The organism is Brevundimonas sp. UBA5713, assembly GCF_002419815.1.
Lineage (GTDB): Bacteria > Pseudomonadota > Alphaproteobacteria > Caulobacterales > Caulobacteraceae > Brevundimonas.
Map to the genome: position 1 here is coordinate 19,326 of NZ_DIGV01000041.1, position 26,007 is coordinate 45,332.

The following is a 26,007-nucleotide window of genomic DNA, read 5'->3' on the forward strand; positions in this document are numbered from 1 at the left end:
TTAGCCGAAGGCGTCGGCGAATAGGTCCATCTGTGGTCGGGTCTCGGGCGGCAGGCGGAACTGGCTGATATCCAGCGCCATCTTGTGCGTATCCAGCCCATAGCGTTTGATTGCCGCCTTGAAACGGGTGGCGATCAACTGGGCGACGGGTCCGGTGCCCTTCATGCGCTGTGACCAGTCGGGGTCATAGTCTTTACCGCCGCGCGTCTGCCGGACCAGCGACATGACCCGCGCCGCGCGATCCGGTCGCGCATCGGCCAGCCATTCCTGAAACAGGTCTTTGATCTCCAGCGGCAGGCGAAGAGTCACATACATGGCCGAGGTCGCGCCTGCCTTGGCGGCGGCCTCCAGCACGGCCTCCAACTCATGATCATTTAACCCCGGGATCACCGGCGCAAAACCAACCGTGACGGGGCATCCTGCATCCGCCAATCGGCTGATGGCGTCCAGACGGCGGACAGGGGTGGCGGCGCGCGGCTCCATCGCGCGAGCCAACTGGCGGTCCAGCGTCGTGATAGAAACGCACGCCCGCGCCAGACCAGCCTTGCCCATCTCGCCCAGAATATCTGCATCGCGCGCGATCAATGCCGATTTGGTGATGATGGAGAAGGGGTGGCGATACTGTTGCAGAACTTCCAACACCTGTCGCGTCAGGCCTGTTTCGCGGTCCACCGGCTGATAGGGGTCGGTGTTGCCGCCAATGTGGATGGGCTGGCAACGATAGCGCGGCGCGTTCAATTCCTTGCGTAGTAGGGTCGGCGCATCGGGCTTGAAGAACAGTTTGCTCTCGAAATCGATACCCGGCGACAGCCCCATATAGGCGTGCGCCGGACGTGCGTAACAATAGGTGCAGCCGTGCTCGCACCCTCGGTATGGATTGATCGAGCGGTCAAACTGGATATCGGGACTGGTGTTGCGCGTGATGATGGTGCGCGCGTTCTCGACGGCCAAAGTGGTGCGCAGGGGCGGGCAGTCCGCATCCTCTTGCGTCCAACCATCGTCCATCGCCTCGATGGTCAGGGCCTCGAACCGGCCAGACGCATTCGAGCGGGCACCGCGACCACTGACTTTGCTCATAGCCGGACTGGACCACCAAAAACGGAACGGAACAAGAACAATTTTAGGGGTAAGGGCTTGCAGGCCCGAAAAACGGCCATTAAGAACAAAACACGAACATTGGACATGGGGATAAAGCCATGAAGCGGTTGGTTACTGATTTGGCGGCTCTTGCATCCTGCGGCGGCTTCGTCTGGATGGTGTGGCAGGCTGCGTTCCTGGTCAGCTAAGACCGGAGGTCATGCTTCTGCCGCGTGCTGGAGCCAGAGACAGACTCTACGCACAATGGGTATGTCACCCGCGCGGCGTTCACTTGGGTTTGGAGTTTGGCATTGGCTGAGACGGCAGAGACTGCAGGTTTTGTCCATCTGCGCGTGCGCAGTGCCTATTCGCTGCTGGAAGGCGCGATCAAGGCGGGCAAGATCGGCAAGATGGCTGCCGAGGCCGGTATGCCCGCTGTGGCGATTGCCGACCGGTCCAATCTGTTTGGCGCGCTGGAGTTCAGCCAAACCGTAAAAGACGCAGGGGTTCAGCCGATTGTGGGCTGTGCCTTGCCGGTGTTCGGTATCGGTGGCCGCAAGCCGGAGCGCTGGGCCAAGGTGCCCACTATCATGCTGTTGGCGCAGAATGAGCAGGGCTGGTTGAACCTTTGCGCCCTGTCGTCATCCTCTTTCCTCGACACAATTGATCTGCCCGAGCAGGGCGTGCCGTGGGAACTGGTCGCCGAAAAGTCCGAAGGGTTGATCCTGCTGTCCGGCGGACCGGACGGTCCGGTGAACCCTCTGTTCGCAGCGGGTAAGGACGCCGACGCCAGTGAGGCGCTGACCACGATGAAGGCGGTTTTTGGCGACCGCTTTTATGTCGAGCTACAGCGCCACGAGTTGCCCGAGGAGCAAGCCGCCGAGCCGGGACTGGTGCGCTGGGCCTACGATAACGACGTGCCGTTGGTGGCTACCAATGACGTCTATTTCGCCAAATCCAGTCAGGCCAAGGCGCACGATGCCCTGTTGTGTATCTCGGACGGGGCGTTTGTCGGTCAGGAAGACCGCCGCCGCGTTACGGTCGAGCATTGGTTCAAATCGCCTGAGGACATGCGGGCCCTGTTCGCGGACCTGCCCGAGGCCTGCGACAACACATTGGAGATCGCACGCCGCTGCGCCTTCCTAACGAAGACGCACAAACCGATCCTGCCGCGTTTCGATACCGGCGCAGGGCGTTCGGAAGACGACGAACTGGCGCATCAGGCGCGGGAAGGTCTGAAAGCGCGGCTGGCCAAGAACCCTGCCTTTGCTCCCGAAGAGGAATATTGGCAGCGCCTCGAATGGGAGGTCGGGATCATCCAGCAGATGGGTTTCCCGGGTTACTTCCTGATCGTTTCGGACTTCATCAAATGGGCCAAGCTGCACGACATCCCCGTAGGCCCGGGGCGTGGTTCGGGTGCGGGCTCGCTGGTGGCGTGGTCGTTGACGATTACCGATCTCGACCCGCTGCGGTTCGGTCTTCTGTTCGAGCGCTTCCTGAACCCTGAACGCGTATCGATGCCCGACTTCGATATCGATTTCTGTCAGGAGCGGCGCGAAGAAGTTATCGACTATGTGCAAGGGCACTACGGCAAGGACCGTGTGGCCCAGATCATCACCTTCGGCACGCTGCAGGCCCGAGTGGTGCTGCGTGACGTCGGGCGGGTGATGCAGTTGCCGTTCGGTCAGGTCGACCGTCTGGCCAAGATGGTTCCGGCCAACCCGGCCAATCCGGTCACATTGGCGCAGGCTCTCGAGATGGAGCCGCGCCTTCGCCAGATGCGCGATGACGAACCGGCCGTTAAGGCGTTGCTCGATACGTCGATGGAGCTGGAGGGGCTGTATCGTAACGCCTCGACCCACGCCGCAGGTATCGTGATCGGGGACCGCCCGCTGACGGAACTGGTGCCGCTGTATCAGGACCCGCGCTCAACCATTCCGGCGTCCCAGTTCAATATGAAATGGGTGGAGCCGGCGGGTCTGGTGAAGTTCGACTTCCTGGGCCTGAAGACCCTGACGGTCCTGGACCGCGCCAAGAGCTTCCTTGATCGCCGTGGCGCAGGGCCGGAATGGAACTTGCTGCCTCTCGATGATGCCAAAACCTATGAGCTGATGGCTTCGGGCCAGACGGTCGGGGTGTTCCAGCTTGAATCGCAGGGCATGCGGGACACGCTGCGCAAGATGCGATGCGGCTCGATTGAAGAGATCACGGCACTGATCTCGCTCTATCGTCCCGGCCCGATGGAGATGATCGACACCTATATCGACCGTAAGTTCGGTCGTGCGGAAGTCGACTACCTACACCCCAGCCTGAAAGAGGTGCTGACCGAAACCTACGGCGTCATCATCTATCAGGAACAGGTGATGAAGATCGCCCAGATCCTGGCAGGCTACAGCCTCGGTGAAGCCGACCTTCTGCGTCGCGCTATGGGTAAGAAGAAAAAGGAGGAGATGGATTTCCAGCGCCTCCGCTTCGTGAAGGGCGCTTCGGAAAAGGGCGTGCCGGAAGACCAGTCCGGCGGCATCTTTGACCTTGTGGCCAAGTTCGCGGGCTATGGCTTCAACAAATCGCACGCTGCGGCCTATGCGCTGATTTCGTTCCAGACGGGCTGGCTGAAGGCCAACCATCCGGTCGAGTTTTTTGCGGCTTCGATGTCGCTCGATCTTTCGAACACGGACAAGCTGGCCGTCTTCTATCAGGATTGCCGCCGCTTCGAGATTCCGGTCGTGGCACCTGACATCAACCGCTCGTCGGCTGACTTCGACGTCGCGTGGGATGGCGACAAGGGTAGCGTGCTGTATGCGCTGGGGGCCATCCGTAACGTGGGCCTTGAGGCCATGAAGCATGTGGTCGAGGTGCGCAACGCGGGCGGACCGTTCGCTGATATCTTTGACTTCCTCGAACGCGTTGACCCCAAGGTGGTGAACAAGCGCGCAGTGGAAGGACTGGCGCGGGCAGGGGCGTTTGACAGCATTCACCCCAACCGGCGCCAGCTATTTGAGCAGGCCGATGTCTTGGTGGCCTATTGCCAGAGCGTGGCGGCAGAGCGCGCCTCATCGCAGGTCAGTTTGTTCGGGGCCGATCAGGCGGGGGCTGCGCGTCCGCGCCTGCGATCGGTTGAGCCCTGGGCCGGACCGGAAAAACTTGATCAAGAACTGGCCGCTGTCGGCTTTTATCTGTCGGGCCACCCGCTGGAAGAACTGACGCCAGCCCTGAAGCGCAAGCGGGTGACCTTCGTGGCCGAGGCCCAAGGTCTGGCCGAAGCCGGACACGAAGCCTTCCAGATGGCGGGTGTGGTTCGCCGCAAACAGGAACGCCCCAACAAGAATGGCGAAAAGTTTGCCTTTGTCGGCTTCTCCGATCCGACAGGCGAGTTTGAATGCCTGTTCCCGCCGGAACAGCTGCGCCGCTGTCGCGATGTGTTGGAGGTCGGCCAGTCTGTGCTGGTGAAGGTGCGGGCCAAGGCCAATGACGGCGAGGTGCGTTTCTTTGGCGACGATGCCACGCGCATGGATGTGCTGCTGGATGACGCCAACATCGGCCTGCGTGTCGTGGTATCGTCCAATGGCGCTGATCCCGAGGCACTAAAGGCCCGATTGGATCGCGCCCGCGCTAACGGCAAGGGCGGCGAGGTCTGGGTTCAGACCACGTTGCAAGGCCGCACCGAGGTCGAGATCAAACTGCCCGGGCGCTATCGTTTGGATGCGGCCCTGCGCGGCGCACTGAAAACGGTGCCGGGTGTGGTCATGCTGGAAGATGCCTGATCAGGCGTTTTTCTTTGCGCAAGTGCCAGCCAGTGCTTGCGTTTTTGCCGCATTACCCGTAGAGGGGCGGCGCACTTCGCACGTGGGTGAGGCGCGGTCGGGGAGAAATCCTGACCTGCTCCGTTCCGAGGGACCGCCGGTCCTTTAATCGCCCACGCTACGTTTGATCGGAAAAAGGATAATACGATCATGGCTCTGCCTGAATTCTCGATGCGCACCCTGCTGGAAGCCGGCGCTCACTTTGGTCACCAGACGCACCGCTGGAACCCGAAGATGGAACGCTACATCTTCGGTTCGCGCTCGAACATCCACATCATCGACCTGTCGCAAACCATGCCGCTGATGCACCAGGCTCTGGTTGCAGTTCGCGACGTCGCTGCCAAGGGCGGCCGCGTGCTGTTCGTCGGCACCAAGCGTCAAGCTGCTGACCCGGTTGCACAAGCTGCCGCACGTTGCGCCCAGTACTACATGAACAACCGCTGGCTCGGCGGCACGCTGACCAACTGGCGCACCGTTTCGGGTTCGATCCAGCGTCTGCGCGAGCTGGAAGCCATCATGGATGCCGGCGGCGAAGGCCGTAACAAGAAAGAGCTGCTGACCCTGCAGCGCGAAAAAGACAAGCTTGAGCTGTCGCTGGGCGGCATCAAGGACATGGGTTCGGTTCCGGACATCATGATTGTCATCGACACCAACAAAGAGTCGATCGCGATCCAGGAAGCTCGCAAGCTGAACATTCCGATCGTCGCCATCCTCGACACCAATTCGGATCCGGACGGCATCACCTACCCGGTTCCGGGTAACGACGACGCTGCCCGCGCCATCCAAACCTACTGCGACCTGTTCGCTGACGCCGTTCTGGATGGTCTGGCTGCTGGCGCCGCTGCCCAAGGCATCGACCTGGGCGCTCTGGAAGCTCCGGTTGAGCCGGCTCTGGTTGAAGAAGCCGCTGCCGAAGCTCCGGCTGCTGAAGAAGCCGCTCAAGGCTGATTTCTGACAGTTCGTCCCTATATAGAGGCGAACTGACGTCAAACCGACATGCGGCCGGGCTAATGGTCCGGCCGCTCAATCGAATTTCAGGAGAAGAACATGGCCGAGATCACTGCCGCCCTCGTGAAGGAACTTCGCGAGCGTTCGGGCGTCGGCATGATGGACTGCAAGAAGGCGCTGGTTGAGAACAACGGCGACATCGAAGCAGCAATCGACTGGCTGCGTGCCAAGGGCCTGTCCAAGGCTGCCAAGAAGGCTGACCGCGTCGCCGCTGAAGGCGTTGTCGCTGTTGCGACCGAAGAGAACGGCGCTGGCGAGACCGCTGCTGCCATCGAGTTCAACGCTGAAACCGACTTCGTCGCCCGTAACGACCTGTTCCAGACCGCAGCCAAGCAATTCGCTCAGCTGGGCCTGAAGAACGACGGCGTTGAAGCCATCTCGGCTGCAACCCTTGAAAACGGCCGCACCGTAGCGGACGAAATCACCCAGCTGATCGCCACCATCGGCGAGAACATGACCCTGCGTCGTTCGGCCCGTCTGTCGGTCGAGCAAGGCGCTGTGGCTTCGTACGTCCACAACGCTGTGTCGCCGGGTATCGGCCGCATCGGCGTGCTGGTCGCCATCGAAGGCGCTGGTGACAAGGCTGCTGTCCGCGAGCTGGGCCGCAAGATCGCCATGCACGTGGCAGCGACCGCTCCGCTGGCTCTGGACACCTCGGACCTCGATCCGGCGGCTATCGAGAAAGAACGCACCGTTCTGATCGAAAAGGCCAAGGAAGAAGGTCGTCCGGACAACATGATCGAAAAGATCGTGGAAGGCCAAATCAACAAGTTCCAAAAGGAAGTTGTTCTGTCGAAGCAGCCGTTCGTGATGGACCCGGACGTGACTGTCGAGCAGCTGGTCGCCAACACCGGTAAGGAACTGGGCGCTGAGCTGAAGCTGGCTGGCTTCGTGCGTCTGGCTCTGGGCGAAGGCGTCGAGAAGGCCGATACCCCGGACTTCGCTGCTGAAGTCGCTTCGATGACCGGCGGCAACTAAGCCTAAAAATCTTCCCTATTGGGAAGATAAAGCTAAAAGGGCGCGTTCGGCTTTGGTGGCCGGCGCGCCCTTCGTTTATGATGGAGCCGCCGATTCCCCTAGCGCGGCTGCCTGATCAAGTTTTTACGGACCCAAAAGCATGACCGACGCCCCTTCCGAATTCCGTTACAAACGCGTTCTCCTGAAGGTGTCGGGCGAAGTGCTCATGGGCGATCAGGCCTATGGCATCGACATGAAGACGGTAGAGGTCGTTGCCCAGGCTGTGGCCGACGTGGCCCGTCAGGGCATCGAAATCTGCCTGGTAATCGGCGGCGGTAACATCTTCCGCGGCCTGTCCAAGGCGGCAGAAGGTATGGATCGCGCCAATGCCGACTATATGGGCATGCTGGCCACCATCATGAATGCACTGGCCATGCAGGGCGCGCTGGAAAAGATTGGTGTCGATACGCGCGTGCAGAGCGCGGTGCCGATGAACACCATTGCCGAACCCTACATCCGCCGTCGCGCCCTTCGTCACCTTGAAAAGGGCCGCGTCGTCATTTTTGCTGCGGGCGTCGGCGCGCCGTTCTTCACGACCGATTCGGGTGCGGCACTTCGCGCTGCGGAAATGGGCTGTGATGCTCTGCTGAAGGGCACAAGCGTGGATGGCGTCTATACCGCCGATCCCAAGAAAGACCCGACGGCTACGCGCTATGATACCCTGACTTATCAGGAAGTGCTGGCAAAAGACCTGCGTGTCATGGATGCATCGGCTATTGCCCTGATGCGCGACAGCAATGTTCCGATTGTCGTCTTCTCCATTCGCGAAGAAGGCTCTCTGAAGAAGACCCTGACGGGCGAAGGCACCTTCACCGTCATCACTAACAAACCGGCCTAAGCGTCGGCCTAATTTCGATCTAGGACACTTCACTCATGGCGAAACCTGATCTCAAAGTTTTCCGCGACCGCATGGATAAGTCGGTCACTGCCCTCAAGGACGACTATGCTGGTCTGCGCACCGGTCGCGCCAACGCCGGTCTGTTGGATCCGGTTCAGGTCGAGGCCTACGGCTCGCTGTCGCCGCTGAACGCTGTGGCTGCCGTTTCGGTACCGGAACCGCGCATGATCTCGGTCAGCGTATGGGACAAAGGCATGGTGGTTTCGGTCGAGAAGGCCATCCGCGCTGCCGGTCTGGGTCTCAACCCGGTCGTTGACGGCCAGACCCTGCGTATTCCGATCCCGCCGCTGACCGAAGAGCGCCGCAAGGAGCTGGTCAAGCTGGCTGGCAAATACGCCGAAGACAAGAAGATCGCCGTGCGCAACGTGCGTCGCGACGCCAATGACGAGCTGAAAAAGGCCGAGAAGGCCGGCGACATCAGTCAGGACGAACAAAAGAAGATGGAAGCTGAGGTCCAGAAGGACACTGACGCTGCCGTTAAGCGTATCGACGAGGTCTTTAAGGCCAAAGAAATCGAGATCATGCAGGTCTAAGGCCGTTACGGCCTTTTGAACCAAGGACCAGACCCGATGTCTTCGGCCCAGTCACCGGCTCCTGCAAAGGGGCCAAGCCATGTTGCCATTATCATGGACGGCAACGGTCGCTGGGCCGAGCGTCGGGGCGTGCCCCGTTCGCTGGGGCATAGGGAAGGGGTGCAGGCCCTGCGCCGCACCATCAAGGCCGCGCCCGATCTGGGCGTGAACTGTATGACGGTTTTCGGTTTTTCGACCGAGAACTGGAGCCGCCCCAAGGACGAGGTTTCCGACCTGATGGGGCTGGTACGCGCCTTTGTCGGCACGGACCTGAAACGACTTGATGATGCGGGCGTGCGTGTCCGTATTCTGGGCCGCCGCACCGGCGTGCCGCGCGATATCGTCGAGATCATCGACCGCGCCGAGCGCCAGACGGCCAACAACACAAAATTCCTACTGCAAGTAGCCTTCAACTATGGCGGCCGTGCCGATCTGGTGGACGCGGCGCAGGCGATGGTGGATCGCGCCGCTTCGGAAGGCCGCTTCGATGTGACCGAAGAACTGTTTGGTCGCACTCTATCCACCGCGGATGCGCCGCCGGTGGACCTGATCATCCGCACCTCCGGCGAACAGCGCCTGTCGAACTTCCTTCTTTGGGAGTGCGCCTATGCGGAACTGGTTTTCCAAGACATTCTGTGGCCTGACTATGGTCAAGACGCCCTTGCTGACGCTATTTCGCAGTTCAAGCGTCGCGAGCGTCGCTTTGGCGGGCGGGAAGCGCAGGACGCTCCCGCCTCTGTGTCCGTAGAGGCTGCGAGCTAGATGGCGCTAAAACCCAAGGATATTGCCCTCAGGGCTGCGTCGGCATTGGTGCTGGCTCCCGCCGCTGTGTTGGCAATGTGGGCTGGTGGCGCGTGGTTCTCGGCGCTGATCGTGGCTGCGGGAATCATGTTGGCCTTTGAGTGGGCCCGTATGAGCGAGCCGCAGGACTGGAAGCCGGTCGGCATTGCGGTGGCTTTGGGCGTGGTGATTCCGCTGGTGGCCGCGCACTTTGGCCAGATGTCGCTAGCCTTCATCCTGCTGGTCGTGGGTGCGGCTGTGGCGGGTCTGGTCTCGCACCGTAGAGGCGGTGAGGGGCTGGATGGGGCGTATGGCGTTCTTTATCTTGGCTGGCCGTGCATACTGTTGATCTGGATGCGCGACCTGAACTCGGCGCAGGGCCTGTACTGGACCGTGCTGGTGTTTGCAGTGGCATGGGCCGCCGACATTCTAGCCTATCTGGTCGGCAGTGCTGTGGGCGGGCCGAAGCTGTGGCCGCGTTTCTCCCCGAACAAGACATGGTCGGGCTTTATCGGCGGCCTGGCAGCGGGTGCCGCTGCGGGGGCGGGTATGGCCGCTTGGCTGGATATGGGGGCGCTGACGGCTGTTTGGGGCGGTGTGCTGGGTCTGGCCGCTGCGCTGGCCACCATGGGCGGCGATCTGTGGGAGTCGGCACTGAAGCGTCGCTTCGGCGTTAAAGATGCAGGCAATCTGATTCCCGGCCACGGCGGCCTGCTGGATCGCGTGGACGGCCTGATGTTTGCGGTCGTCGTCGTGGCGATTGGCCGTCTGTTTGTACTCATGACCGGAGGTCATGCATGATTTCCCGTCGGATCAGCGTACTGGGCTCAACCGGCTCGGTCGGTACCTCGACGCTGGACCTGATGGATCAGGCCGAGCGTGCAGGGTCTGGCCGCTTCGAGGTCGAGGCGCTGACGGGCGGTCGCAATGTGGCTCTGCTGGCCGAACAGGCCAAGCGCTGGCAGCCGCGCGTGGCGGTCATCGCTGATGAGCGCAAACTGGATGATTTGCGGGACGCACTGACTGGGACCGACATCGAGGTCGCTGCCGGTGACAGTGCAGTCGTCGAGGCGGCCAGCCGTCCGGTGGACTGGACCATGGCCTCGATTGTTGGTGCGGCGGGTCTTCGCTCGACATGGGAAGCTGCTGGCCATGGTGGCACGCTGGCCTTGGCCAATAAAGAAAGTCTGGTCTGTTGCGGTCCTGCCCTGATCCAGCGGGTCAGTCAGGCAGGCGGATCACTGATCCCGGTCGATTCCGAACATTCCGCGATTTTTCAAGTTTTTACGTCGGATTGGAAATCCGATGTCTCAAAACTTGTGCTGACGGCGTCGGGTGGTCCTTTCCGCCAGACGGCGCGTGAGGCCATGCGTGCCATTACGCCGGAGCAGGCCGTGGCGCACCCGAACTGGTCCATGGGGGCCAAGATTTCGGTCGACAGTGCCACCATGGCCAACAAAGGCCTTGAGCTGATCGAAGCGGCCTATCTGTTCGACATGCCGCAATCGAAAATCGACGTGGTGGTCCACCCGGAGTCCATTATCCACAGCCTTGTGGAATATGTGGATGGTTCGACGCTGGCACAGATGGGGCCACCGGACATGCGCACGCCGATCGCCTGTGCCTTGTCATGGCCGCGTCGACTGCCTTGGCCCGCACCGAAACTGGATCTGGCAGCTATGGGGCGTCTGACGTTCGAGGCCCCTGATCTGGCGCGCTTTCCCTCGCTGGCACTGGCGCGACAGGCGCTGGAAGCCGGCGGCAACGCGACCATCATCTTCAATGCCGCCAATGAAGTGGCTGCACTGGCCTTTCTTGACCGACGATTGGCGTTTCTCAATATTGCCGCAGTCGTCGCCGAAACCCTAGAAAGGGCGCAGGGCAGGGAACTGGCCGCAGGCGGCGCAAACGCCTGTGAGGCCGCTTTGGCTGTCGATGATGCGGCCCGTAAAATCGCTGCCGATGTGGTGGCTTCACTTGCTCGGGCAGCCTGATAAACAGGCGACAGGAGACTAAGACCGGATGATCGCTTTTCTGGGCCAGGCCCTGACCTATGTGGTCCCATTTCTTCTGGTCCTGACCGTAGTGGTCACGATCCACGAGCTGGGTCACTTTCTGACGGCTCGCGCCTTTGGCGTAAAGATCGAACGTTTTGCCGTCGGTTTTGGTCGTGCGATCTTCCGTCGTGTCGATAAACAGGGCGTTGAATGGCGCGTGGGCTGGCTGCCACTGGGTGGCTATGTGAAATTTGCCGGTGACTTGGACGACACGGGCGTGCCCGACGCCAAGGGCCTCGAAGCTCTGCGCCAGCGTATCACTGCCGAAGAAGGTGCCGGGGCCGAGCGCGACTATCTGTATTTCAAGCCGGTCTGGCAGCGCGCCTTGGTCGTCGCAGGCGGGCCTTTTGCAAACTTCTTGCTGGCCATTGCCATCTTCACGGTTCTGTTCTCGGTCGTGGGCGTGACCCAGCGTCCGGCCCGCGTGTTTGAGGTCTCGCCGGAATCACCTGCTGCCGTGGCAGGTTTTCAGGCCGGCGACATCATCACCCACGTGAACGGTCGCCTCATCGAAGACAGCAGCGAGGTTACCCGCTTTGTGGCCCTGAACAGCGCTACGCCGGTCACCTTCCTTGTCGAGCGCGGCGAAGGCACCCAGACCATTGTCGCCACTCCCGAACGCGTAGAGGTGGATGATCCCATCGGTGGCCGTGTTCGTATGGGCCGGATTGGTCTGGTTCTCGGCTCCACCCGCGATGAAGTCCGCCATATCCGCTATAATCCGATCGAAGCTGTCGGTAAGGGCGCGGAGGAAATCGGCGACATCATTGGCACGACGCTGACCTATATCGGCCGCATCTTTACCGGTCGCGAGAACGGCGATCAGTTCTCAGGTCCTCTTGGAATCGCCCGTGCTTCCGGTGCGCTGACCAATGCTGCGGTGGACGTAAATCCCGATCCGCGCGTGGCGACGATCAACCTTGTCCTGACCTTGACCAGTTTCGCCGCCATACTTTCGGTCGGAATCGGCTTTTTAAATCTTTTGCCGATTCCGGTTCTCGATGGGGGGCACCTTATGTTTTATGCTTATGAAGCCGTTGCCCGACGCCCCCTCGATGCTCGGATTCAAGCGGCTGGTTACAGGGTTGGACTTGCCATGTTGGCGTGTTTGATGTTGTTCGCCACTTGGAACGATCTGCAGAAGCTGAACCTTTTTAAATTCCTCGGCGGGCTTGCCACGTGAGCCGCGGCCAGACCCTGAGGGTATCCCGAATGACCGACACGATGAATCGAACCACTTTCCGAGCGCGTATCTTGGGTCCGAGCGGTATCGCTCTTGTCATGGCTGCGGGCCTTGCTGCCCCCGCCTTTGCGCAGGAAGCTCCCGCCGCCGAGGCTCAGGCCGCTCCGGCCCAATCGGCCGCTCCGCAGGTGGTGATGGCCGAAGAGCAGCGCGCTCAGGTCAACCGCATTCTCGTGCGGGGCAACCAGCGCATCGATCAGACCACGGTCCTGTCCTATCTGCCGATCCAGCCGGGTGATATGGTTGATCCGGTCACCTTCGACGTGGCCGTGCGCACCCTTTACCGCACCAATCTGTTCGCCAATATCCAGCTGGGCCTTCAGCCGAATGGCGATCTGGTCATCGAAGTGGTCGAAAACCCGATCATCAACCAGGTGACCTTCGAGGGTAACAAGGCGCTTACCGAGAAGAAGCTGCGCGATGAAGTGACCATCAGCCCGCGTGGCATCTACACCCGTGCCCGCGTGCAGGAAGACGTGGGCAAGATCGTCGAACTGTACCGTCTGTCAGGCCGTATCTCGGCGACCGTGACGCCGCGACTGGTTCAGCTGGACCAGAACCGCGTCGACGTGGTGTTCGAAATCGATGAAGGCCCCGAGACGGGCATCGCTGGCATTACCTTCCTTGGCAATGAGGCCTTTTCGGATGCCGATTTGCGCGAAGTGATGGTGACCCAGACCTCGCGTTGGTGGCGTTTCTTCTCTTCGAACGACAACTACGACCCGAACCGTCTGGACTACGACCGCGAGCAACTGCGCAAATTCTATACGAACCGCGGTTACTACGATTTCGCCATCCGTTCGTCGGTGGCTGAACTGAAGCCTGATAACTCGGCCTTTGCCGTTACCATCACGGTGGACGAAGGCGACCGATATAACTTCGGTGAAGTGAAGGTTGTGACCGAGTCGGACCGCCTGAACGCCGAGTTCCTCGAGCGCCTGTTGCCGATCCGCAGTGGCGATCTGTATCAGAGCGACCGTATCGAGGCCGCCGTCGACACCCTGACCTTTGCGGCAGGTTCGGCGGGTTATGCCTTCGTGGACATCACGCCTTCCTATCGTGCCAATCCGGAAACGGACACGGTGGATGTGACCTTCAACGTGCGTGAAGGCGCGCGTGTCTACGTCGACCGCATCAATGTGGTGGGCAACACCCGCACGCTGGACAGTGTGATCCGCCGCGAAATGATGCTGGGCGAGGGTGATGCGTTCAACCGCAACCTGATCGAGCGTTCGCGCAACAATCTGCGTGCCCTTGGCTTCTTCAAGGACGTCAAGATCGAGGAAACGCGCGGCTCGCAGCCGGACCGTTCGGTCGTCAACGTGACGGTGGAAGAGCAGCCCACGGGTGAGCTTTCGGTCGGTGCGGGCTTCAGCTCGTTCGACAGCTTCACGCTGAACCTCGGCATCACCGAGCGTAACTTCCGTGGTCGTGGCCAGAACATTGTGGCCCGCGCAGAATGGGGTTCGATCCGTCAGCAGGTCGACTTCCGCTTCACCGAGCCGAAGTTCATGGGCCGTGATCTGGCCGCAGGCTTTGACCTGTTCCACACCCGCATGGACCTGCGCGAATACTCTTCGTACGACTATCGCACGACGGGCGGCGGTCTGCGTTTGACCTATCCGCTGAACCCTTACACTCGTCTGTCGACGCGCTACTTCCTCAAGTCCGACGAAGTAATGATCCCGAATAACTACTGCGCAGGCGGCGGTTTCGGGTCGTCGGCCCTGTGCGACCAGATCGGTTCCTACATCAACTCCTCGGCAGGCTATACGCTGTTTGTAGACCGCCGGAATGACCCGATCCGCGCCACCCGTGGCTGGACCGCAACCCTGCGTCAGGACTTCGCAGGCCTGGGCGGCGACGTGAACTATCTGAAGACCGAGATCGATGCCGCCTGGTATTACGGTTTCAGTCCGAAATGGATTGTCTCGCTGCAAGGTTCGACCGGCTATGTGTCGGGTTGGAACGGCGACGCCATCCGTATCAACGACCGCTTCTTCAAGGGCGGCAACAGCTTCCGTGGCTTCGAAACGGCCGGTATGGGACCGCGTGACCTGACCACGACCGATGCTCTGGGCGGTAAATTCTATGCCATCGGCACGATCGAACTGACCCTGCCGAACGGCCTGCCGGAGCAGTATGGTATCCGTACCAGCCTGTTCGCGGACGTGGGCACCATCGGCAAGCTGGACGACCGCTATCTGGTCAATGCCAATGGTCAGCCGAACCCGAATATCGTCGATGATCTGGCCTTGCGCGCCGCAGCGGGTGTCAGCATCCACTGGCGTTCGCCGATGGGCCCGATCCGCTTTGACCTGTCCAAGGTCATTTCGAAGGAAGACTATGATAAGACGGAAACGTTCCGCTTCTCGACGTCGACCCAGTTCTAACCCCAGCTGTCAGCTGATTTTTAAGGCCTACCTTATGAAGACTCTCGCTATTGGCGCTTTTGCTATCGCCACGCTGGCTGCTTCGGCCGCAAGCGCTCAAAACGTCCCGTCGAACCCGGGTCCGGTGATCCCGGGCGTCTGCTCCTTCTCGGGCGAGCGCGTGCTGGGTACCTCGACCGCCGGTCAGGCCCTGCAATCTCGCATGGTCCAGCTGTACCAAGAAGTTCAAGGCGAACTGCAACCGTACGCCACCGCCATCCAGACCGAGACCCAGCAACTGCAACAATCGGCTGCTTCGCTGTCGGAAGCCGACCGCAACAGCCGCATTCAAGCGCTGCAAACCCGCGACCGCGAGTTCCAGCAACTGCAACAGACCCGCGCTAACGAGCTGCGCTACACCCAGTCGGTACAAGCCAACGCCATTGACGAGGCTGCTCGCCCGCTGGTGATCGCTGCCTATCAAGAGCGCGGCTGCGGTGTCTTGCTGTCGGGTGACGCTGTTGCCTACATCAACCCGGCTATGGACATCACCGATCTGGTGATCCAGCGCCTGAACGCCCAACTGCCGACCCTGAGCTTCAACCGCATGCCGGTTCCGGCTCAACCGGCTCAAAACTAAGGTTTATACCTAGGGCCATGCCCGATCCGAATTTCTTCAAGACCTTGCCCCCCCGCACGGTCTCCGAAATCGCCAAGGAACTTGGCGCCGAGGTGATCCGGGGTGGCGAGGTTGTCGTTTCGGCGGTTGCGCCCCTGTCCTCTGCGGACGGGGGCGCTATCGCTTTTATGGGTGACCGGAAATTTGCCGACGCCCTGTCTCAAACCCGTGCGGGCTGCGTGATCCTGCCGCCGAACGCGGCTGATCTGGCACCTGAGGGGAGTGCTGTGATCGTCTCGCGTCAGGCACAGGCTGACTGGGCGCGCGCGTCCATGATGCTGCACGCTCCGTTGACGCTGGACCGCTCCATATCGCGCGAAGAGGCCGCCGAGGATGACACGGTCATCATCGAACCCGGCGTAATCATCGGCGAAGGCGTCCGCATCGGTCGCGGAACGCGTATCTGCGCCAATACTGTCATCGGCCCGGGGGTACAGATCGGTCGAGACTGCTGGATCGGCACCAATGTGTCGCTCAGCTTCTGCATGCTGGGCGATCGGGTGAAGCTGTATGCCGGTGCCCGCATTGGCGAATCCGGCTTTGGCGCGGCCGTTTCGCGTGATGGCCCGCTGGACATCCCGCAATTGGGCCGTGTGATCCTGCAGGACGATGTGCTGATCGGTGCCAATAGCTGCGTCGATCGCGGCGCCTATGACGACACAGTGGTGGGCGAGGGCACCAAGATCGATAATCTGGTCATGATCGGTCATAACTGCATCATTGGCCGTAACAATCTTATGGCCGCGAATACGGGCATTTCCGGCTCGGTAACGACCGGCGACAATGTCATCTTTGGCGGCAAGGCGGGTGTGGGCGATCACCTCAAGATCGGCGAAGGTGCCCGCGTGGCTGCCGGTGCCGGCGTGTTGTCGGACGTGCCTGCCGGTGAAACCTGGTCCGGTTATCCGGCCCGACCGCTGCGCCAGTTCTTGCGCGAGACGGTGTGGCTGTCCAAACAGACGTCCCACAAGAAGGGCGCAAAGGAATCGAAAGCATGAGCGAACAGATCAACATCGACTATGCAGAGGTGATGCGCCGCCTGCCGCACCGCTATCCGTTCCTGCTGGTCGACAAGGCCGAGAACTTTGTGCCCGGCACCTCGATCACCGGCATCAAGAACGTTACGCATAATGAGCCGTTCTTCCCCGGTCACTTCCCGATCGATCCGGTCATGCCGGGCGTTCTGATCGTGGAGGCCATGGCCCAGACGGGCGCTCTGTTGATGTCCAAGACCCTCGATGTACCGGTCGAGGACAAGGTCATCATGTTCATGTCGATTGATGGCGTTCGCTTCCGCAAGCCGGCCCGTCCGGGTGACCAGCTGCGCATGGAAGTGAAGGTCATCAAGGCCCGTGGCGATGCCTATAAATTCCGCGGCGAGACCTTCATCGACGGCAAACTGGCTGCCGAAGCCGAGTTCATGGCCATGGTGGTCAAGATCGAGGAACCGGCCAAGTGAGCCGTATCCATCCGACCGCCAGCATTGATGCCAGCGCCATCGTCGCTGACACGGCCATCGTCGGCCCGTGGAGCGTGGTCGGCCCGAACGTGACCTTGGGCGAGAATGTGGAACTGAAATCCCACGTTGTCGTGCAACAGGATACCGCCATCGGTGACAACACCGTGGTGCACCCTTTTGCTCTGGTGGGCGGTGATCCGCAGCATCTTGGCTATAAGGGCGAGACGGTGCGTCTGGAGATCGGCCAGAACAACATCATCCGCGAGCACTCGACCCTGAACCGTGGCACGCCGCAGGGCACGGGCGTGACCCGTCTGGGCAACAACTGCTTGCTGATGACCGGCGCGCACATCGGCCACGACTGTGTGGTCGGTGACAATGTGACCATGGCCAATAACGCCACCCTCGGCGGCCACGCCCAAGTGGGCGACAAGGTGTTCCTTGGTGGCCTGTGTGCTGTTCACCAAAACGGCCGCGTAGGTCACGGTGCGATTGTCGGCGGTCTCGCCGCGGTCACGCGGGACGTCATCCCGTACGGTTCAGCGTGGGGCAACCATGCGCGTCTGCGCGGGTTGAACATCATCGGCCTGAAGCGCAAGGGCTATGGCAAGGACCAGCTGCGTCGCCTGTTGGCCTTCTATCGCGACCTGTTCGAAGGCGAGGGTGAGTTCGCCGCGCGTCTGGCTGCTGTGGGCGAGACCTATGGCGATCTGCCGGAAGTGGTCGAGATCCTCGACTTCATCAATAACGGTGCCAAGCGCCCTCTGTGCCTGCCAAACGCCGAATGAAAAAGCTGGGTCTGATCGCCGGGGGCGGTGACCTTCCGGCCTCGGTGGCGGCCCGCTGTGCCGAGGAAGGCCGCGCCCTGTACGTGATCCGTCTGGACGGCTTTGCCGGACCGGAGATGAACGCATGGCCGGGCGCGACCTTCGGCATGGCGCAGATTGGCGGCATACTGAAGGCTCTCAAATCCGAGGGTTGCGAGGCAGTCTGTCTGGCGGGCTATGTGAATCGTCCTGACTTCAAGCTGCTTAAGCCGGACCTGAAGGGTGCGTCCCTCCTGCCGGGCATTATCAAGGCGGCCACTCAGGGCGATGACGCCCTGCTGCGCAAAATCCTGTCGGTGTTCGAAGCCGAAGGTATGAGCGTAGAAGGGGCTGACGACATTCTGGGCAGCTCCCTCCTGGAATGCGGGGCTTTGGGCGCAGTCTCGCCCACCGAAGAAGCTCTCGCCGACCTTAAGAAATCGATTTATATCGCTGAAAAATCAGGCGAACTTGATATCGGGCAGGGCGCGGTTGTTTGCGAAGGTCTGGTGCTGGCTGTCGAGGCGCAGGAAGGCACAGACAACATGCTGATCCGCGTGGCCAGCCTTCCCGCCGACCTGCGCGGCACGCCCAGCCGCCCGCGCGGTACGTTGGGCAAGGCACCCAAGCCCATTCAGGATCTGCGCGTGGATATGCCGGTGATCGGCCCGCGAACGGTCGAACTGGCTGCTCAGGCCGGTCTGGCAGGCATTGGCGGCTATGAAGGTCGGTTGATTATTATCGACCGCGCCGCGACGCGCGCCACCGCCGACCGTTTGGGACTGTTCGTGTGGGGCTTGGCACAGGATAAATCGGCATGAGCGCACCCAAGATTATGCTGGTCGCTGCCGAAGCGTCCGGTGATGCGCTAGGCGCGGGTCTGGCCGAGGCTTTGCGTCGCCGTGTGGGCGATGAGCTGAAGCTGGTCGGCGTTGGCGGGCCCAAGATGGCGGCATTGGGCATTCAAAGCCCGTTTGATATTGCCGAACTGTCCATTCTGGGCTGGATCGACGGCATCAAGGCCTATGGCCGAGTGAAGCAACGCGTAGCCGAGACGGTCGAACTGGCCAAGGCTGAAAAGCCCGACGCTGTTGTTCTGATCGACTCTTGGGGGTTCACCATCCGCGTGGCTAAGGCGATCCGTGACGTGCTGCCGGATGTGGCGTTGATCAAATACGTCGGCCCGCAGGTGTGGGCGTCGCGTCCCAAGCGCGCCAAGGTTCTTGCCAATGCGGTGGACCATCTGTTGGCCCTGTATCCGATGGATGCGCCTTGGTTCGAGCGTGAGGGGTTAGAGACCACGGTCGTGGGGTCATCGGCTCTGCACGTCGAAATGTCCGGCGCAGATGGTGACGCCTTCCGCCGCGCTCATGGCATTGCGCCGGAGGCACCGTTGTTGCTGGTTCTGCCGGGTAGCCGTCCTAGCGAAATCGAGCGTATGACGGGTGTGTATGAACAGACCATCCGTCGTCTGAAGACCCGCTTCGAAAATCTGCAAGTCGCGGTCGTCGCGGCGGGCACGGTGGCGTCGGATGTCACAGGACGTGTCGCCGCTTGGCCATTCCGCGCCCACATCGTTAGTGAAGCCGAGAAGTATGCGGCGATGAAGGCGGCCAACGTCGCGCTGGCCACCAGCGGTACGGTGTCGACGGAGATCGCCATGTCGGGCACGCCTATGGTCATCGCCTATAAGATCGACAACCTGTCCTATGCGCTGATGAAGCGGCTGGTAACGGCCAAATACATCACCATGTTCAATATCGCTGGCGACGAGGAAATCGCACGCGAGTTTATCCAGCACGATGCCACGCCCGAAAACCTGGCCGAGGCGGTGACCGACCTGATGGCCGACCCTGCCAAGGCACAGCGTCAGGCGGATCGCCAGACCGAAGTGTTGGAGCTGATGGGGCGTGGTGGCCCCAATCCGTCAGAGCTGGCCGCAGAAGCAGTGCTCAGGGTGCTGGACGCTCGCAAGGCTTCCTAGGGCGACTATTTGGTCATCCACGGGCGGGATTTACCCGCGTCGATGCGCTTGTTCTGCTCGCGCTGAAAGGCTCCGCCACGCGGGGCCTTTTCTTTTTGCGCCAGCTTTTCCTGTTTCAGACGAAAGGCGCGCTGGATCGGGGTTTCGATTTTATCGGTCATAGAAGGCCTTGAAAGGTGAGGGCAATGAAAAACGCCGGAGCCAAGGCCCCGGCGTTTTCCAAAGACAATCTGGAAAGATTGATTAGCCGCGTTGGTCCAGCGGAACATAGTCGCGCTGGGTCGGGCCGGTGTACAGCTGACGCGGACGACCGATCTTCTGGGTCGGGTCGGCCATCATTTCCTGCCACTGGGCGATCCAGCCGACGGTGCGGGCCAGAGCGAACAGCACGGTGAACATGGTGGTCGGGAAACCCATCGCCGACAGGGTGATGCCCGAGTAGAAGTCCACGTTCGGGAACAGCTTGCGCGAGGTGAAGTATTCGTCGTTCAGGGCAACCTTTTCCAGTTCCTTGGCGACGACGAACAGCGGATCGTCCTGACGGCCGGTCGCTTCCAGCACTTCGTAAGCCGATTGCTGCATCACCTTGGCGCGCGGGTCGTAGTTCTTGTACACGCGGTGGCCGAAGCCCATCAGCTTGTACTTGCGGTCCTTAACGCCTTGAATGAACTCAGGAATACGGTCCGGAGTACCGATTTCCTTCAGCATGTTCAAAGCTTCTTCGTTCGCGCCGCCGTGCGACGGGCCCCACAGGCAGGCGATGCCGGCTGCGATACAGGCGAACGGGTTGGCACCTGACGAACCGGCCAGACGGACGGTCGAGGTCGAGGCGTTCTGCTCGTGGTCGGCGTGCAGGGTGAAGATACGGTCCATAGCGCGCACGAGGCGCGGATCGACTTGGTAGTCTTCAGCCGGAACGGCGAAGCACATGCGCAGGAAGTTTTCGGCGTACGACAGGTCGTTGCGCGGCGAAATGAACGGCTGACCGACGTGGTACTTGTAGGCACGGGCAGCGATCGTCGGCATCTTGGCGATCAGGCGGATGGCCGAGATTTCGCGCTGTACCGGATCGTTGATGTCGAGGCTGTCGTGATAGAAGGCCGACAGAGCGCCGACGGTACCCACCATGATCGCCATCGGGTGGGCGTCGCGACGGAAGCCCTCGAAGAAGCGGTCAAACTGCGCGTGCAGCATAGTGTGGCGGGTGACGGTTTCGGCGAAAGCTTCGTATTCCGATGCGTTCGGCAGTTCGCCCTTCAGCAGCAGGTGGCAAACTTCCAGGAAGTTCGACTGCGAAGCCAGTTGGTCAATCGGGTAACCGCGGTGCAGCAGAACACCAGCGTCGCCGTCGATGTAGGTCAGACCCGATTCACACGATGCAGTCGAGGTGAAGCCTGGGTCGAAAGTGAAAGCGCCGGTACCAGCGTACAGCTTACGGATGTCGACAACGTCCGGACCGATAGAGCCCGACAGAACGGGCAGTTCGATGCTCTTGTCGCCGATGTTGATCGTAGCGGCGGGTTTCGCTTGTTCAGTCATCTAAGCCCCTTGTTATTTCTTGGACCGGGCGCGGGGAGGCGGACGGCCTGTGTGGTTGTAAGTTCACTTAGTCTGTTGCAGCGCATCATCCAAGCGCCCGAGACTTTCGTCGACACCGAGCGCCATCAGAGTGCGAGCGATGTCCGGAGCAGAAATTCCTCCGGTAAGCGCTGCGCGCGTAGCAGGTCCAATTTTTCCAAACCCTACGCCTTCATTCTCCGCGAATTTTTTCAATTCACCTTCAAGAATTTCTACGGACCAAGAGTCTACGGAAGCGAGGTGCTCACGAAGTCGTGAAATTCGCTCGTGGTTCTCGCCCTGCAGCTGCCCGCGGCTTTTCTCGTTGAGCGAGAGCGGGCGCGACTGTAGGGCGAACTGAGCCTGATCGGCCAGTTCTGTGATCGTCTTGGCGCGTTCCTTGATCAGCGGAATCGCGCGGACGAGTTTGTTGATACCGTCAGCGTCCAGTTCGGTTCCGCGACGGCCGAGGTCTTGTGCCACCAGATCGGCCAGACGGGCATCGTCAGCCAGACGGATCCAGTGGGCGTTGACGTGGGCCAGCTTGTCAAAGTCCAGGCGGGCAGGTGCCTTGTTCACGCCTGACAGATCAAACCATTCAATGGCTTGTTCGTCGGTGAACAGCTCATCGTCACCATGCGCCCAGCCCAGACGGGCCAGATAGTTGCGCATAGCCTCGGGCAGATAGCCCATCTCGGCATATTCATGGACGGCCTGCGCGCCGTGGCGCTTGGACAGCTTGGCACCGTCGGGGCCGTGAATCAGCGGGATGTGCGCAAAGGTCGGACGGGTCCAGCCCAAAGCATCATAGATCAGGCTTTGGCGGGCGGCGTTGTTCAGATGGTCATCACCCCGGATGACGTGGGTGACACCCATATCGTGGTCATCGACCACCACGGCCAGATTATAAGTCGGAGCACCGTCGGAGCGCAGGATAACCAGATCGTCCAGAGACGACGATTCCCAGCGCACCGTACCTTGCACTGCATCATCGACGACAACGGCCTGATCCAGCGGGCGACGGAAGCGCACGGTGAATGGCTTTTGCAGGTCTTCCGCGGTCGGCTCACGGTCGCGCCACGGCGACACGAAATCCTTGCCCTCGGCCTTTGCCTGATCGCGTAGGGCACCGGTTTCTTCGGCTGTCAGAAAGTCGCGATAGGCGTGACCGCTGGCCAGCAGTTCTTGGGCCACTTCGCGGTGACGGTCGGCGCGTGCGTACTGATGGACGGTCTCTTCGTCGCCCAGCAGGCTCAGCCATTCCAGGCCATCGAAAATAGCCTTCACTGCCGCTTCTGTCGAGCGTTCGCGATCGGTGTCCTCGATGCGGATCAGGAACTTGCCGCCATGGTGTTTGGCATATAGCCAGTTAAATAACGCCGTTCTTGCACCACCGATGTGCAAGTAGCCGGTTGGCGAAGGGGCAAAGCGGGTGACGACTGTCGAAGAAGGGGAGGTCATAAGGGATGAATCCATTTCGGACGCCCTTATACGCCCGCTTGCGCCAAAACGAAGCCTTACACGAAAGTTGATCGGCGGTTTGCGTACCAGCTTGATCACGGAGTTCAGAGCGCAGTCGGATCGATGGCCGTTATGGAGCGCGGTATTTTTCGGTGCGGGCTGCGGCACCTACTTCGGCTTGCCGACAGAGCCGTTGTTGTGGCCGCTGGCGCTCGTGGCTGCATCGGCGCTGTTCGGATGGGTAGTGTCGCGGGTTTTGGGGGCCGCGCGATCCGTGACCTTGCCTCTTCTAATGATGGCCATGGCGCTGTCGGGACTGGCCGTTGCCAAGGCCCGCAGCGATGCAGTGGCGGCACCGATTGCACCTTCACTGATGCGGCCCACAGTCGTGGATGGCTGGGTGATCGATGTTGATAGTCCCGGTGCGTCTGGCGCACGGGTTATCTTGGCACCGGTGCGGATCAAGGGTGTCTCCCCAGAGGAAACGCCACACCGGATGCGCGCCACCGTAAAGGGCACGCCGCCCAAGCCGGGCGCTGCGGTCAGTGTGTTCGGCATAGTGAACCCGCCACCGGCACCGGCCAGTCCAGGGGCCTATGATTTTGGGCGCAACGCGTGGTTTGTGGGCATGGGCGGCCAGGTGTTTGGCCTGACCGAACCGCGAGAGGCACGCCTTGACCCGGTGCCGCTGTCTGTGCGCTGGGAGATGAAGGTCAACGCGGTGCGCTATGCCCTGGCCGAGCGGATCGTGGCGCGGCTGGGCGAACGTAACGGCGGCATCGCGGCGGCCATGACTACTGGGCATGAGACCTGGATCATGGCCGAGGATCTGGACGCCATGCGCGATTCGGGACTGGCGCACATTCTATCGATCTCTGGCCTGCACATGGCTGTGGTGGGCGGGTTCGTGTTTTTCGGTGCCAGACTCCTAATCGCGCTTTGGCCTTGGCTGGCGCTGCGGGTGAATGGGAAGAAGCTGGCAGCGGTCGCGGGCCTTTTGGCGGTGGGTGGCTATCTGGCGTTGTCAGGCGCTCCACCACCGGCAGAGCGGGCGGCGATCACAGCCTCCATTGCCTTTGCCGCCATTTTGCTGGGGCGGCAGGCGGTCAGTATGCGGGCGCTGGCAACGGCCGCGATTGTGGTGCTGGCCTTGCAGCCCGAGGCCATCGTCACGCCGGGATTTCAGATGTCATTCGCGGCCACGGCGGCGTTGGTGGCCTTGGCCGAAAGTTGGCCGCGCAGAATCAAGGAGATCAACACGCCGTGGCCCATAGCTGCGGTTCAACGCGGAGGGGCGTGGGTGATCGGGGCGGCAGGAGCCAGTCTGGTGGCAGGCATGGCCACGGGGCCTTTCGCCATGCAGCATTTCAATCGCACGGCCGTGTTTGGTCTGATGGCCAATCTGGCCAGCGCACCGATTGCCGACCTGATCATGATGCCCGCCTTGGCCTTGGGGGCGGCGCTGGAGCCGTTGGGTCTAGGCGCGCCTTTCCTTTGGGTAGCGGGCAAGGGTGTTGAACTGATGCTGGCCGTGGGCCATTGGACAGCCAATCTGCCGGGCGCAGTCCAGACCATAGCCAGCGCGCCTGCGGTCGCCCTGCCGGTCGCCTTTGTCGGCATACTGTTCATGTGTTTGTGGCGCGGCTGGTGGCGGCTGTTGGGCATGCCGCTGGCGGCGGCTGTTCTGGTCTGGCCGCGCGATATGCCGCCCGATGTCTGGATTGCCGATGGTGGCACGAATGCCGCGTGGCGAACCGGAGAGGTGGCGCAGGTGATGCGACCCGTCCGCGCCTTTGGCACGCGTTTGTGGGCGCAGCGCTGGGACGTCGAAGTGAGTGACCGAGACAAGGCCGAATGGCGCTGTGGCCGGACCTTTTGCCGTGCGCTGGAGGGCGAAAAGCCGGTGGCACTCTGGTGGGGCCGCGCGGTGCCGTCAGATGAACAGATGCAGGACATGTGCACGGCAGCCGAAGTCATTGCCGTTCGAAGCATGGTCGCGCGATTGCCAGCGGAATGCGCGGGGCGACTGGTGCTGGATGGGGCAGACTTTGCCAGCAAGGGGGCCGTTGAACTGTGGCGCAGCGGGGCAGGGTGGCGGGCCGTCTGGTCTATTGATAGACGCGGCCACCGCCCGTGGTCCCGCTGGGCTGATCCTGACTATCAGTGATAGCGGCGGATCAGACCGACCAGCTTGCCCTGAACCTCGACCTGATCGGGGCCAAAGATACGGGTTTCATAGTTGCGGTTAGCTGGTTCCAGCGCGATCGACTGGCCCTTCTTGCGCAGGCGCTTAAGCGTGGCTTCTTCACCTTCCACCAGTGCAACGACGATTTCGCCCGAGGTGGCGTTCTGCACGCGTTTGATGACGACCATGTCGCCATCAAGGATGCCCGCCTCAATCATCGAATCGCCTTCGATCTCGAGCAGATAGTGTTCGCCCGAACCGAGCATGGTTTCCGGCACCGGCAGGCGGTCGGTCTCGTGCTGGATGGCGGCAATCGGCGTACCGGCTGCGATCTTGCCCAGCAGCGGCAGTTCGCGCACGTCATTGGCCACATCGGCGATAGGATTGGCCGGTCGGTTCTGACCGCCACCCTCGATCACGTCGGGTTTGAACGGTGCGCGACCACGGGCCGGAGCGGCAGCTGTGGCCTGTTCGGGCAGTTTCACGACTTCGAGCGCGCGGGCGCGGTGCGCCAGACGCCGGATGAAGCCGCGTTCCTCAAGAGCCGTAATCAGACGGTGAATGCCCGACTTGGAAGCCAGATCCAGCGCTTCCTTCATCTCGTCGAAAGAAGGCGACACGCCGGTTTCCTTGATGCGTTCATGGATGAACATCAGGAGTTCGTGCTGCTTCTTGGTGAGCATGTCAGGGGCTTTCAGAACAAGGCGTGAACCGTTGCTAGATGTTCTGTAAGTGTTCTGGTTAAAAGTCAACTAACGCCAGACATGCGGCCGCGAAGTCGCAAGGGCAGTGACAAATGAGATTTTCGAGAAGGGGAGGCGCTTCGGACCAAGAGCGGTATGCGCCACTCCGTACTTCATAAAGAAGGGGAGTGGCGCGAGTGACGGGGCTCGAACCCGCGACCTCCGGCGTGACAGGCCGGCACTCTAACCAACTGAGCTACACCCGCTTGGTCCCGTTCGCGCCGTGTCCGGCGGGAACGAGGGGGTGTGTAGGGGCGCTCGCGTTTCGGGTCAACAGAAAACTCGCAGACCCCTGAAAAAATACGC

General features: G+C 61.3%; 22 protein-coding genes and 1 tRNA gene. 17 read left to right on the plus strand and 6 right to left on the minus strand.

Features of this window, described 5'->3' with window-relative positions:
• The gene (locus tag B3B04_RS09755; protein ID WP_292042361.1) at positions 1-1,077 is read right to left on the minus strand and encodes a PA0069 family radical SAM protein; all 1,077 of its coding nucleotides are present in this window, start codon (positions 1,075-1,077) and stop codon (positions 1-3) included.
• Between the two features lie 311 nt (positions 1,078-1,388).
• Between B3B04_RS09755 and dnaE the strand changes: the two genes are divergently transcribed.
• From dnaE to lpxB, 16 genes are all read left to right on the plus strand, one after another.
• A complete protein-coding gene (dnaE, locus tag B3B04_RS09760) occupies positions 1,389-4,841 on the plus strand; it encodes a DNA polymerase III subunit alpha (RefSeq protein ID WP_292042365.1) in 3,453 nt (1,150 codons plus the stop codon).
• Between the two features lie 189 nt (positions 4,842-5,030).
• Positions 5,031-5,828: a 30S ribosomal protein S2 gene (rpsB, locus tag B3B04_RS09765; RefSeq protein WP_292042369.1), complete on the plus strand. Its 798-nt coding sequence runs from the start codon at positions 5,031-5,033 to the stop codon at positions 5,826-5,828.
• A gap of 99 nt (positions 5,829-5,927) precedes the next feature.
• Positions 5,928-6,866: a translation elongation factor Ts gene (gene tsf / locus B3B04_RS09770; protein WP_292042371.1), complete on the plus strand. Its 939-nt coding sequence runs from the start codon at positions 5,928-5,930 to the stop codon at positions 6,864-6,866.
• Between the two features lie 139 nt (positions 6,867-7,005).
• Positions 7,006-7,743 (plus strand): UMP kinase, encoded by a 738-nt coding sequence (pyrH, locus tag B3B04_RS09775; protein ID WP_292042374.1) that lies wholly within the window; start codon positions 7,006-7,008, stop codon positions 7,741-7,743.
• Positions 7,744-7,778: 35 nt separating this feature from the next.
• Entirely contained in the window at positions 7,779-8,336 is a 558-nt protein-coding gene (frr, locus tag B3B04_RS09780) for a ribosome recycling factor (RefSeq protein ID WP_292042377.1), read from the plus strand.
• Between the two features lie 36 nt (positions 8,337-8,372).
• Positions 8,373-9,137 (plus strand): polyprenyl diphosphate synthase, encoded by a 765-nt coding sequence (uppS, locus tag B3B04_RS09785; RefSeq protein WP_292042380.1) that lies wholly within the window; start codon positions 8,373-8,375, stop codon positions 9,135-9,137.
• The gene (locus B3B04_RS09790; protein ID WP_292042382.1) at positions 9,138-9,956 is read left to right on the plus strand and encodes a phosphatidate cytidylyltransferase; all 819 of its coding nucleotides are present in this window, start codon (positions 9,138-9,140) and stop codon (positions 9,954-9,956) included.
• On the plus strand, positions 9,953-11,149 hold the full coding sequence (gene dxr / locus B3B04_RS09795; RefSeq protein ID WP_292042384.1) for a 1-deoxy-D-xylulose-5-phosphate reductoisomerase: 1,197 nt from the start codon (positions 9,953-9,955) through the stop codon (positions 11,147-11,149). Before B3B04_RS09790 ends, dxr begins: the two co-directional genes overlap by 4 nt.
• A 28-nt stretch (positions 11,150-11,177) precedes the next feature.
• Positions 11,178-12,395: a M50 family metallopeptidase gene (locus tag B3B04_RS09800; RefSeq protein ID WP_292042385.1), complete on the plus strand. Its 1,218-nt coding sequence runs from the start codon at positions 11,178-11,180 to the stop codon at positions 12,393-12,395.
• Positions 12,396-12,424: 29 nt separating this feature from the next.
• Positions 12,425-14,848: an outer membrane protein assembly factor BamA gene (gene bamA / locus B3B04_RS09805; protein WP_292042386.1), complete on the plus strand. Its 2,424-nt coding sequence runs from the start codon at positions 12,425-12,427 to the stop codon at positions 14,846-14,848.
• Positions 14,849-14,882: 34 nt separating this feature from the next.
• Positions 14,883-15,467: an OmpH family outer membrane protein gene (locus B3B04_RS09810; protein ID WP_292042387.1), complete on the plus strand. Its 585-nt coding sequence runs from the start codon at positions 14,883-14,885 to the stop codon at positions 15,465-15,467.
• A 17-nt stretch (positions 15,468-15,484) separates the two neighbouring features.
• On the plus strand, positions 15,485-16,504 hold the full coding sequence (gene lpxD / locus B3B04_RS09815; RefSeq protein ID WP_292042389.1) for a UDP-3-O-(3-hydroxymyristoyl)glucosamine N-acyltransferase: 1,020 nt from the start codon (positions 15,485-15,487) through the stop codon (positions 16,502-16,504).
• Positions 16,501-16,965, plus strand: a complete 465-nt coding sequence (fabZ, locus tag B3B04_RS09820) for a 3-hydroxyacyl-ACP dehydratase FabZ (RefSeq protein ID WP_292042390.1) — start codon at positions 16,501-16,503, stop codon at positions 16,963-16,965. The genes lpxD and fabZ overlap by 4 nt, the downstream gene beginning before the upstream one ends.
• Complete coding sequence (gene lpxA / locus B3B04_RS09825) at positions 16,962-17,753, plus strand: acyl-ACP--UDP-N-acetylglucosamine O-acyltransferase (RefSeq protein WP_292042391.1); 792 nt, start codon at positions 16,962-16,964, stop codon at positions 17,751-17,753. The genes fabZ and lpxA overlap by 4 nt, the downstream gene beginning before the upstream one ends.
• Positions 17,750-18,592 carry a UDP-2,3-diacylglucosamine diphosphatase gene (lpxI, locus tag B3B04_RS09830; RefSeq protein WP_292042648.1) on the plus strand — a complete coding sequence of 281 codons (843 nt, stop codon included), beginning with the start codon at positions 17,750-17,752 and terminating at the stop codon, positions 18,590-18,592. Before lpxA ends, lpxI begins: the two co-directional genes overlap by 4 nt.
• Positions 18,589-19,755, plus strand: coding sequence for a lipid-A-disaccharide synthase (gene lpxB, locus B3B04_RS09835; protein WP_292042392.1), 1,167 nt, complete (start codon positions 18,589-18,591; stop codon positions 19,753-19,755). Before lpxI ends, lpxB begins: the two co-directional genes overlap by 4 nt.
• A gap of 5 nt (positions 19,756-19,760) precedes the next feature.
• On the opposite strand, the gene B3B04_RS09840 is transcribed toward lpxB, so the two are convergent.
• From B3B04_RS09840 to gltX, 3 genes are all read right to left on the minus strand, one after another.
• On the minus strand, positions 19,761-19,916 hold the full coding sequence (locus tag B3B04_RS09840; protein WP_292042394.1) for a hypothetical protein: 156 nt from the start codon (positions 19,914-19,916) through the stop codon (positions 19,761-19,763).
• An 82-nt stretch (positions 19,917-19,998) separates the two neighbouring features.
• Positions 19,999-21,294: a citrate synthase gene (gene gltA / locus B3B04_RS09845; RefSeq protein ID WP_292042395.1), complete on the minus strand. Its 1,296-nt coding sequence runs from the start codon at positions 21,292-21,294 to the stop codon at positions 19,999-20,001.
• Positions 21,295-21,357: 63 nt separating this feature from the next.
• The gene (gene gltX / locus B3B04_RS09850) at positions 21,358-22,773 is read right to left on the minus strand and encodes a glutamate--tRNA ligase (RefSeq protein WP_292042650.1); all 1,416 of its coding nucleotides are present in this window, start codon (positions 22,771-22,773) and stop codon (positions 21,358-21,360) included.
• Positions 22,774-22,852: 79 nt separating this feature from the next.
• On the opposite strand from gltX, the gene B3B04_RS09855 reads away from it, so the two are divergent.
• Positions 22,853-24,940, plus strand: a complete 2,088-nt coding sequence (locus B3B04_RS09855) for a ComEC/Rec2 family competence protein (RefSeq protein ID WP_292042397.1) — start codon at positions 22,853-22,855, stop codon at positions 24,938-24,940.
• On the opposite strand, the gene lexA is transcribed toward B3B04_RS09855, so the two are convergent.
• Positions 24,934-25,641 carry a transcriptional repressor LexA gene (lexA, locus tag B3B04_RS09860; protein WP_292042399.1) on the minus strand — a complete coding sequence of 236 codons (708 nt, stop codon included), beginning with the start codon at positions 25,639-25,641 and terminating at the stop codon, positions 24,934-24,936. The genes B3B04_RS09855 and lexA overlap by 7 nt on opposite strands.
• A gap of 189 nt (positions 25,642-25,830) precedes the next feature.
• Positions 25,831-25,907 (minus strand) — tRNA-Asp (locus tag B3B04_RS09865).
• Positions 25,908-26,007: the final 100 nt, after the last annotated feature.

What these genes read in the sequence shown, in the direction of transcription:
- B3B04_RS09800 (WP_292042385.1), top strand. Translation starts at nt 11,178, where the DNA reads ATGATCGCTTTTCTGGGCCAGGCCCTGACCTATGTGGTCCCATTTCTT.
- gltX (WP_292042650.1), bottom strand. Translation starts at nt 22,773, where the DNA reads ATGACCTCCCCTTCTTCGACAGTCGTCACCCGCTTTGCCCCTTCGCCA.
- B3B04_RS09790 (WP_292042382.1), top strand. Translation starts at nt 9,138, where the DNA reads ATGGCGCTAAAACCCAAGGATATTGCCCTCAGGGCTGCGTCGGCATTG.
- bamA (WP_292042386.1), top strand. Translation starts at nt 12,425, where the DNA reads ATGACCGACACGATGAATCGAACCACTTTCCGAGCGCGTATCTTGGGT.
- B3B04_RS09755 (WP_292042361.1), bottom strand. Translation starts at nt 1,077, where the DNA reads ATGAGCAAAGTCAGTGGTCGCGGTGCCCGCTCGAATGCGTCTGGCCGG.
- lexA (WP_292042399.1), bottom strand. Translation starts at nt 25,641, where the DNA reads ATGCTCACCAAGAAGCAGCACGAACTCCTGATGTTCATCCATGAACGC.
- frr (WP_292042377.1), top strand. Translation starts at nt 7,779, where the DNA reads ATGGCGAAACCTGATCTCAAAGTTTTCCGCGACCGCATGGATAAGTCG.
- lpxI (WP_292042648.1), top strand. Translation starts at nt 17,750, where the DNA reads ATGAAAAAGCTGGGTCTGATCGCCGGGGGCGGTGACCTTCCGGCCTCG.
- B3B04_RS09840 (WP_292042394.1), bottom strand. Translation starts at nt 19,916, where the DNA reads ATGACCGATAAAATCGAAACCCCGATCCAGCGCGCCTTTCGTCTGAAA.
- dxr (WP_292042384.1), top strand. Translation starts at nt 9,953, where the DNA reads ATGATTTCCCGTCGGATCAGCGTACTGGGCTCAACCGGCTCGGTCGGT.
- lpxD (WP_292042389.1), top strand. Translation starts at nt 15,485, where the DNA reads ATGCCCGATCCGAATTTCTTCAAGACCTTGCCCCCCCGCACGGTCTCC.
- uppS (WP_292042380.1), top strand. Translation starts at nt 8,373, where the DNA reads ATGTCTTCGGCCCAGTCACCGGCTCCTGCAAAGGGGCCAAGCCATGTT.
- B3B04_RS09810 (WP_292042387.1), top strand. Translation starts at nt 14,883, where the DNA reads ATGAAGACTCTCGCTATTGGCGCTTTTGCTATCGCCACGCTGGCTGCT.
- gltA (WP_292042395.1), bottom strand. Translation starts at nt 21,294, where the DNA reads ATGACTGAACAAGCGAAACCCGCCGCTACGATCAACATCGGCGACAAG.
- tsf (WP_292042371.1), top strand. Translation starts at nt 5,928, where the DNA reads ATGGCCGAGATCACTGCCGCCCTCGTGAAGGAACTTCGCGAGCGTTCG.
- rpsB (WP_292042369.1), top strand. Translation starts at nt 5,031, where the DNA reads ATGGCTCTGCCTGAATTCTCGATGCGCACCCTGCTGGAAGCCGGCGCT.
- lpxB (WP_292042392.1), top strand. Translation starts at nt 18,589, where the DNA reads ATGAGCGCACCCAAGATTATGCTGGTCGCTGCCGAAGCGTCCGGTGAT.
- fabZ (WP_292042390.1), top strand. Translation starts at nt 16,501, where the DNA reads ATGAGCGAACAGATCAACATCGACTATGCAGAGGTGATGCGCCGCCTG.
- pyrH (WP_292042374.1), top strand. Translation starts at nt 7,006, where the DNA reads ATGACCGACGCCCCTTCCGAATTCCGTTACAAACGCGTTCTCCTGAAG.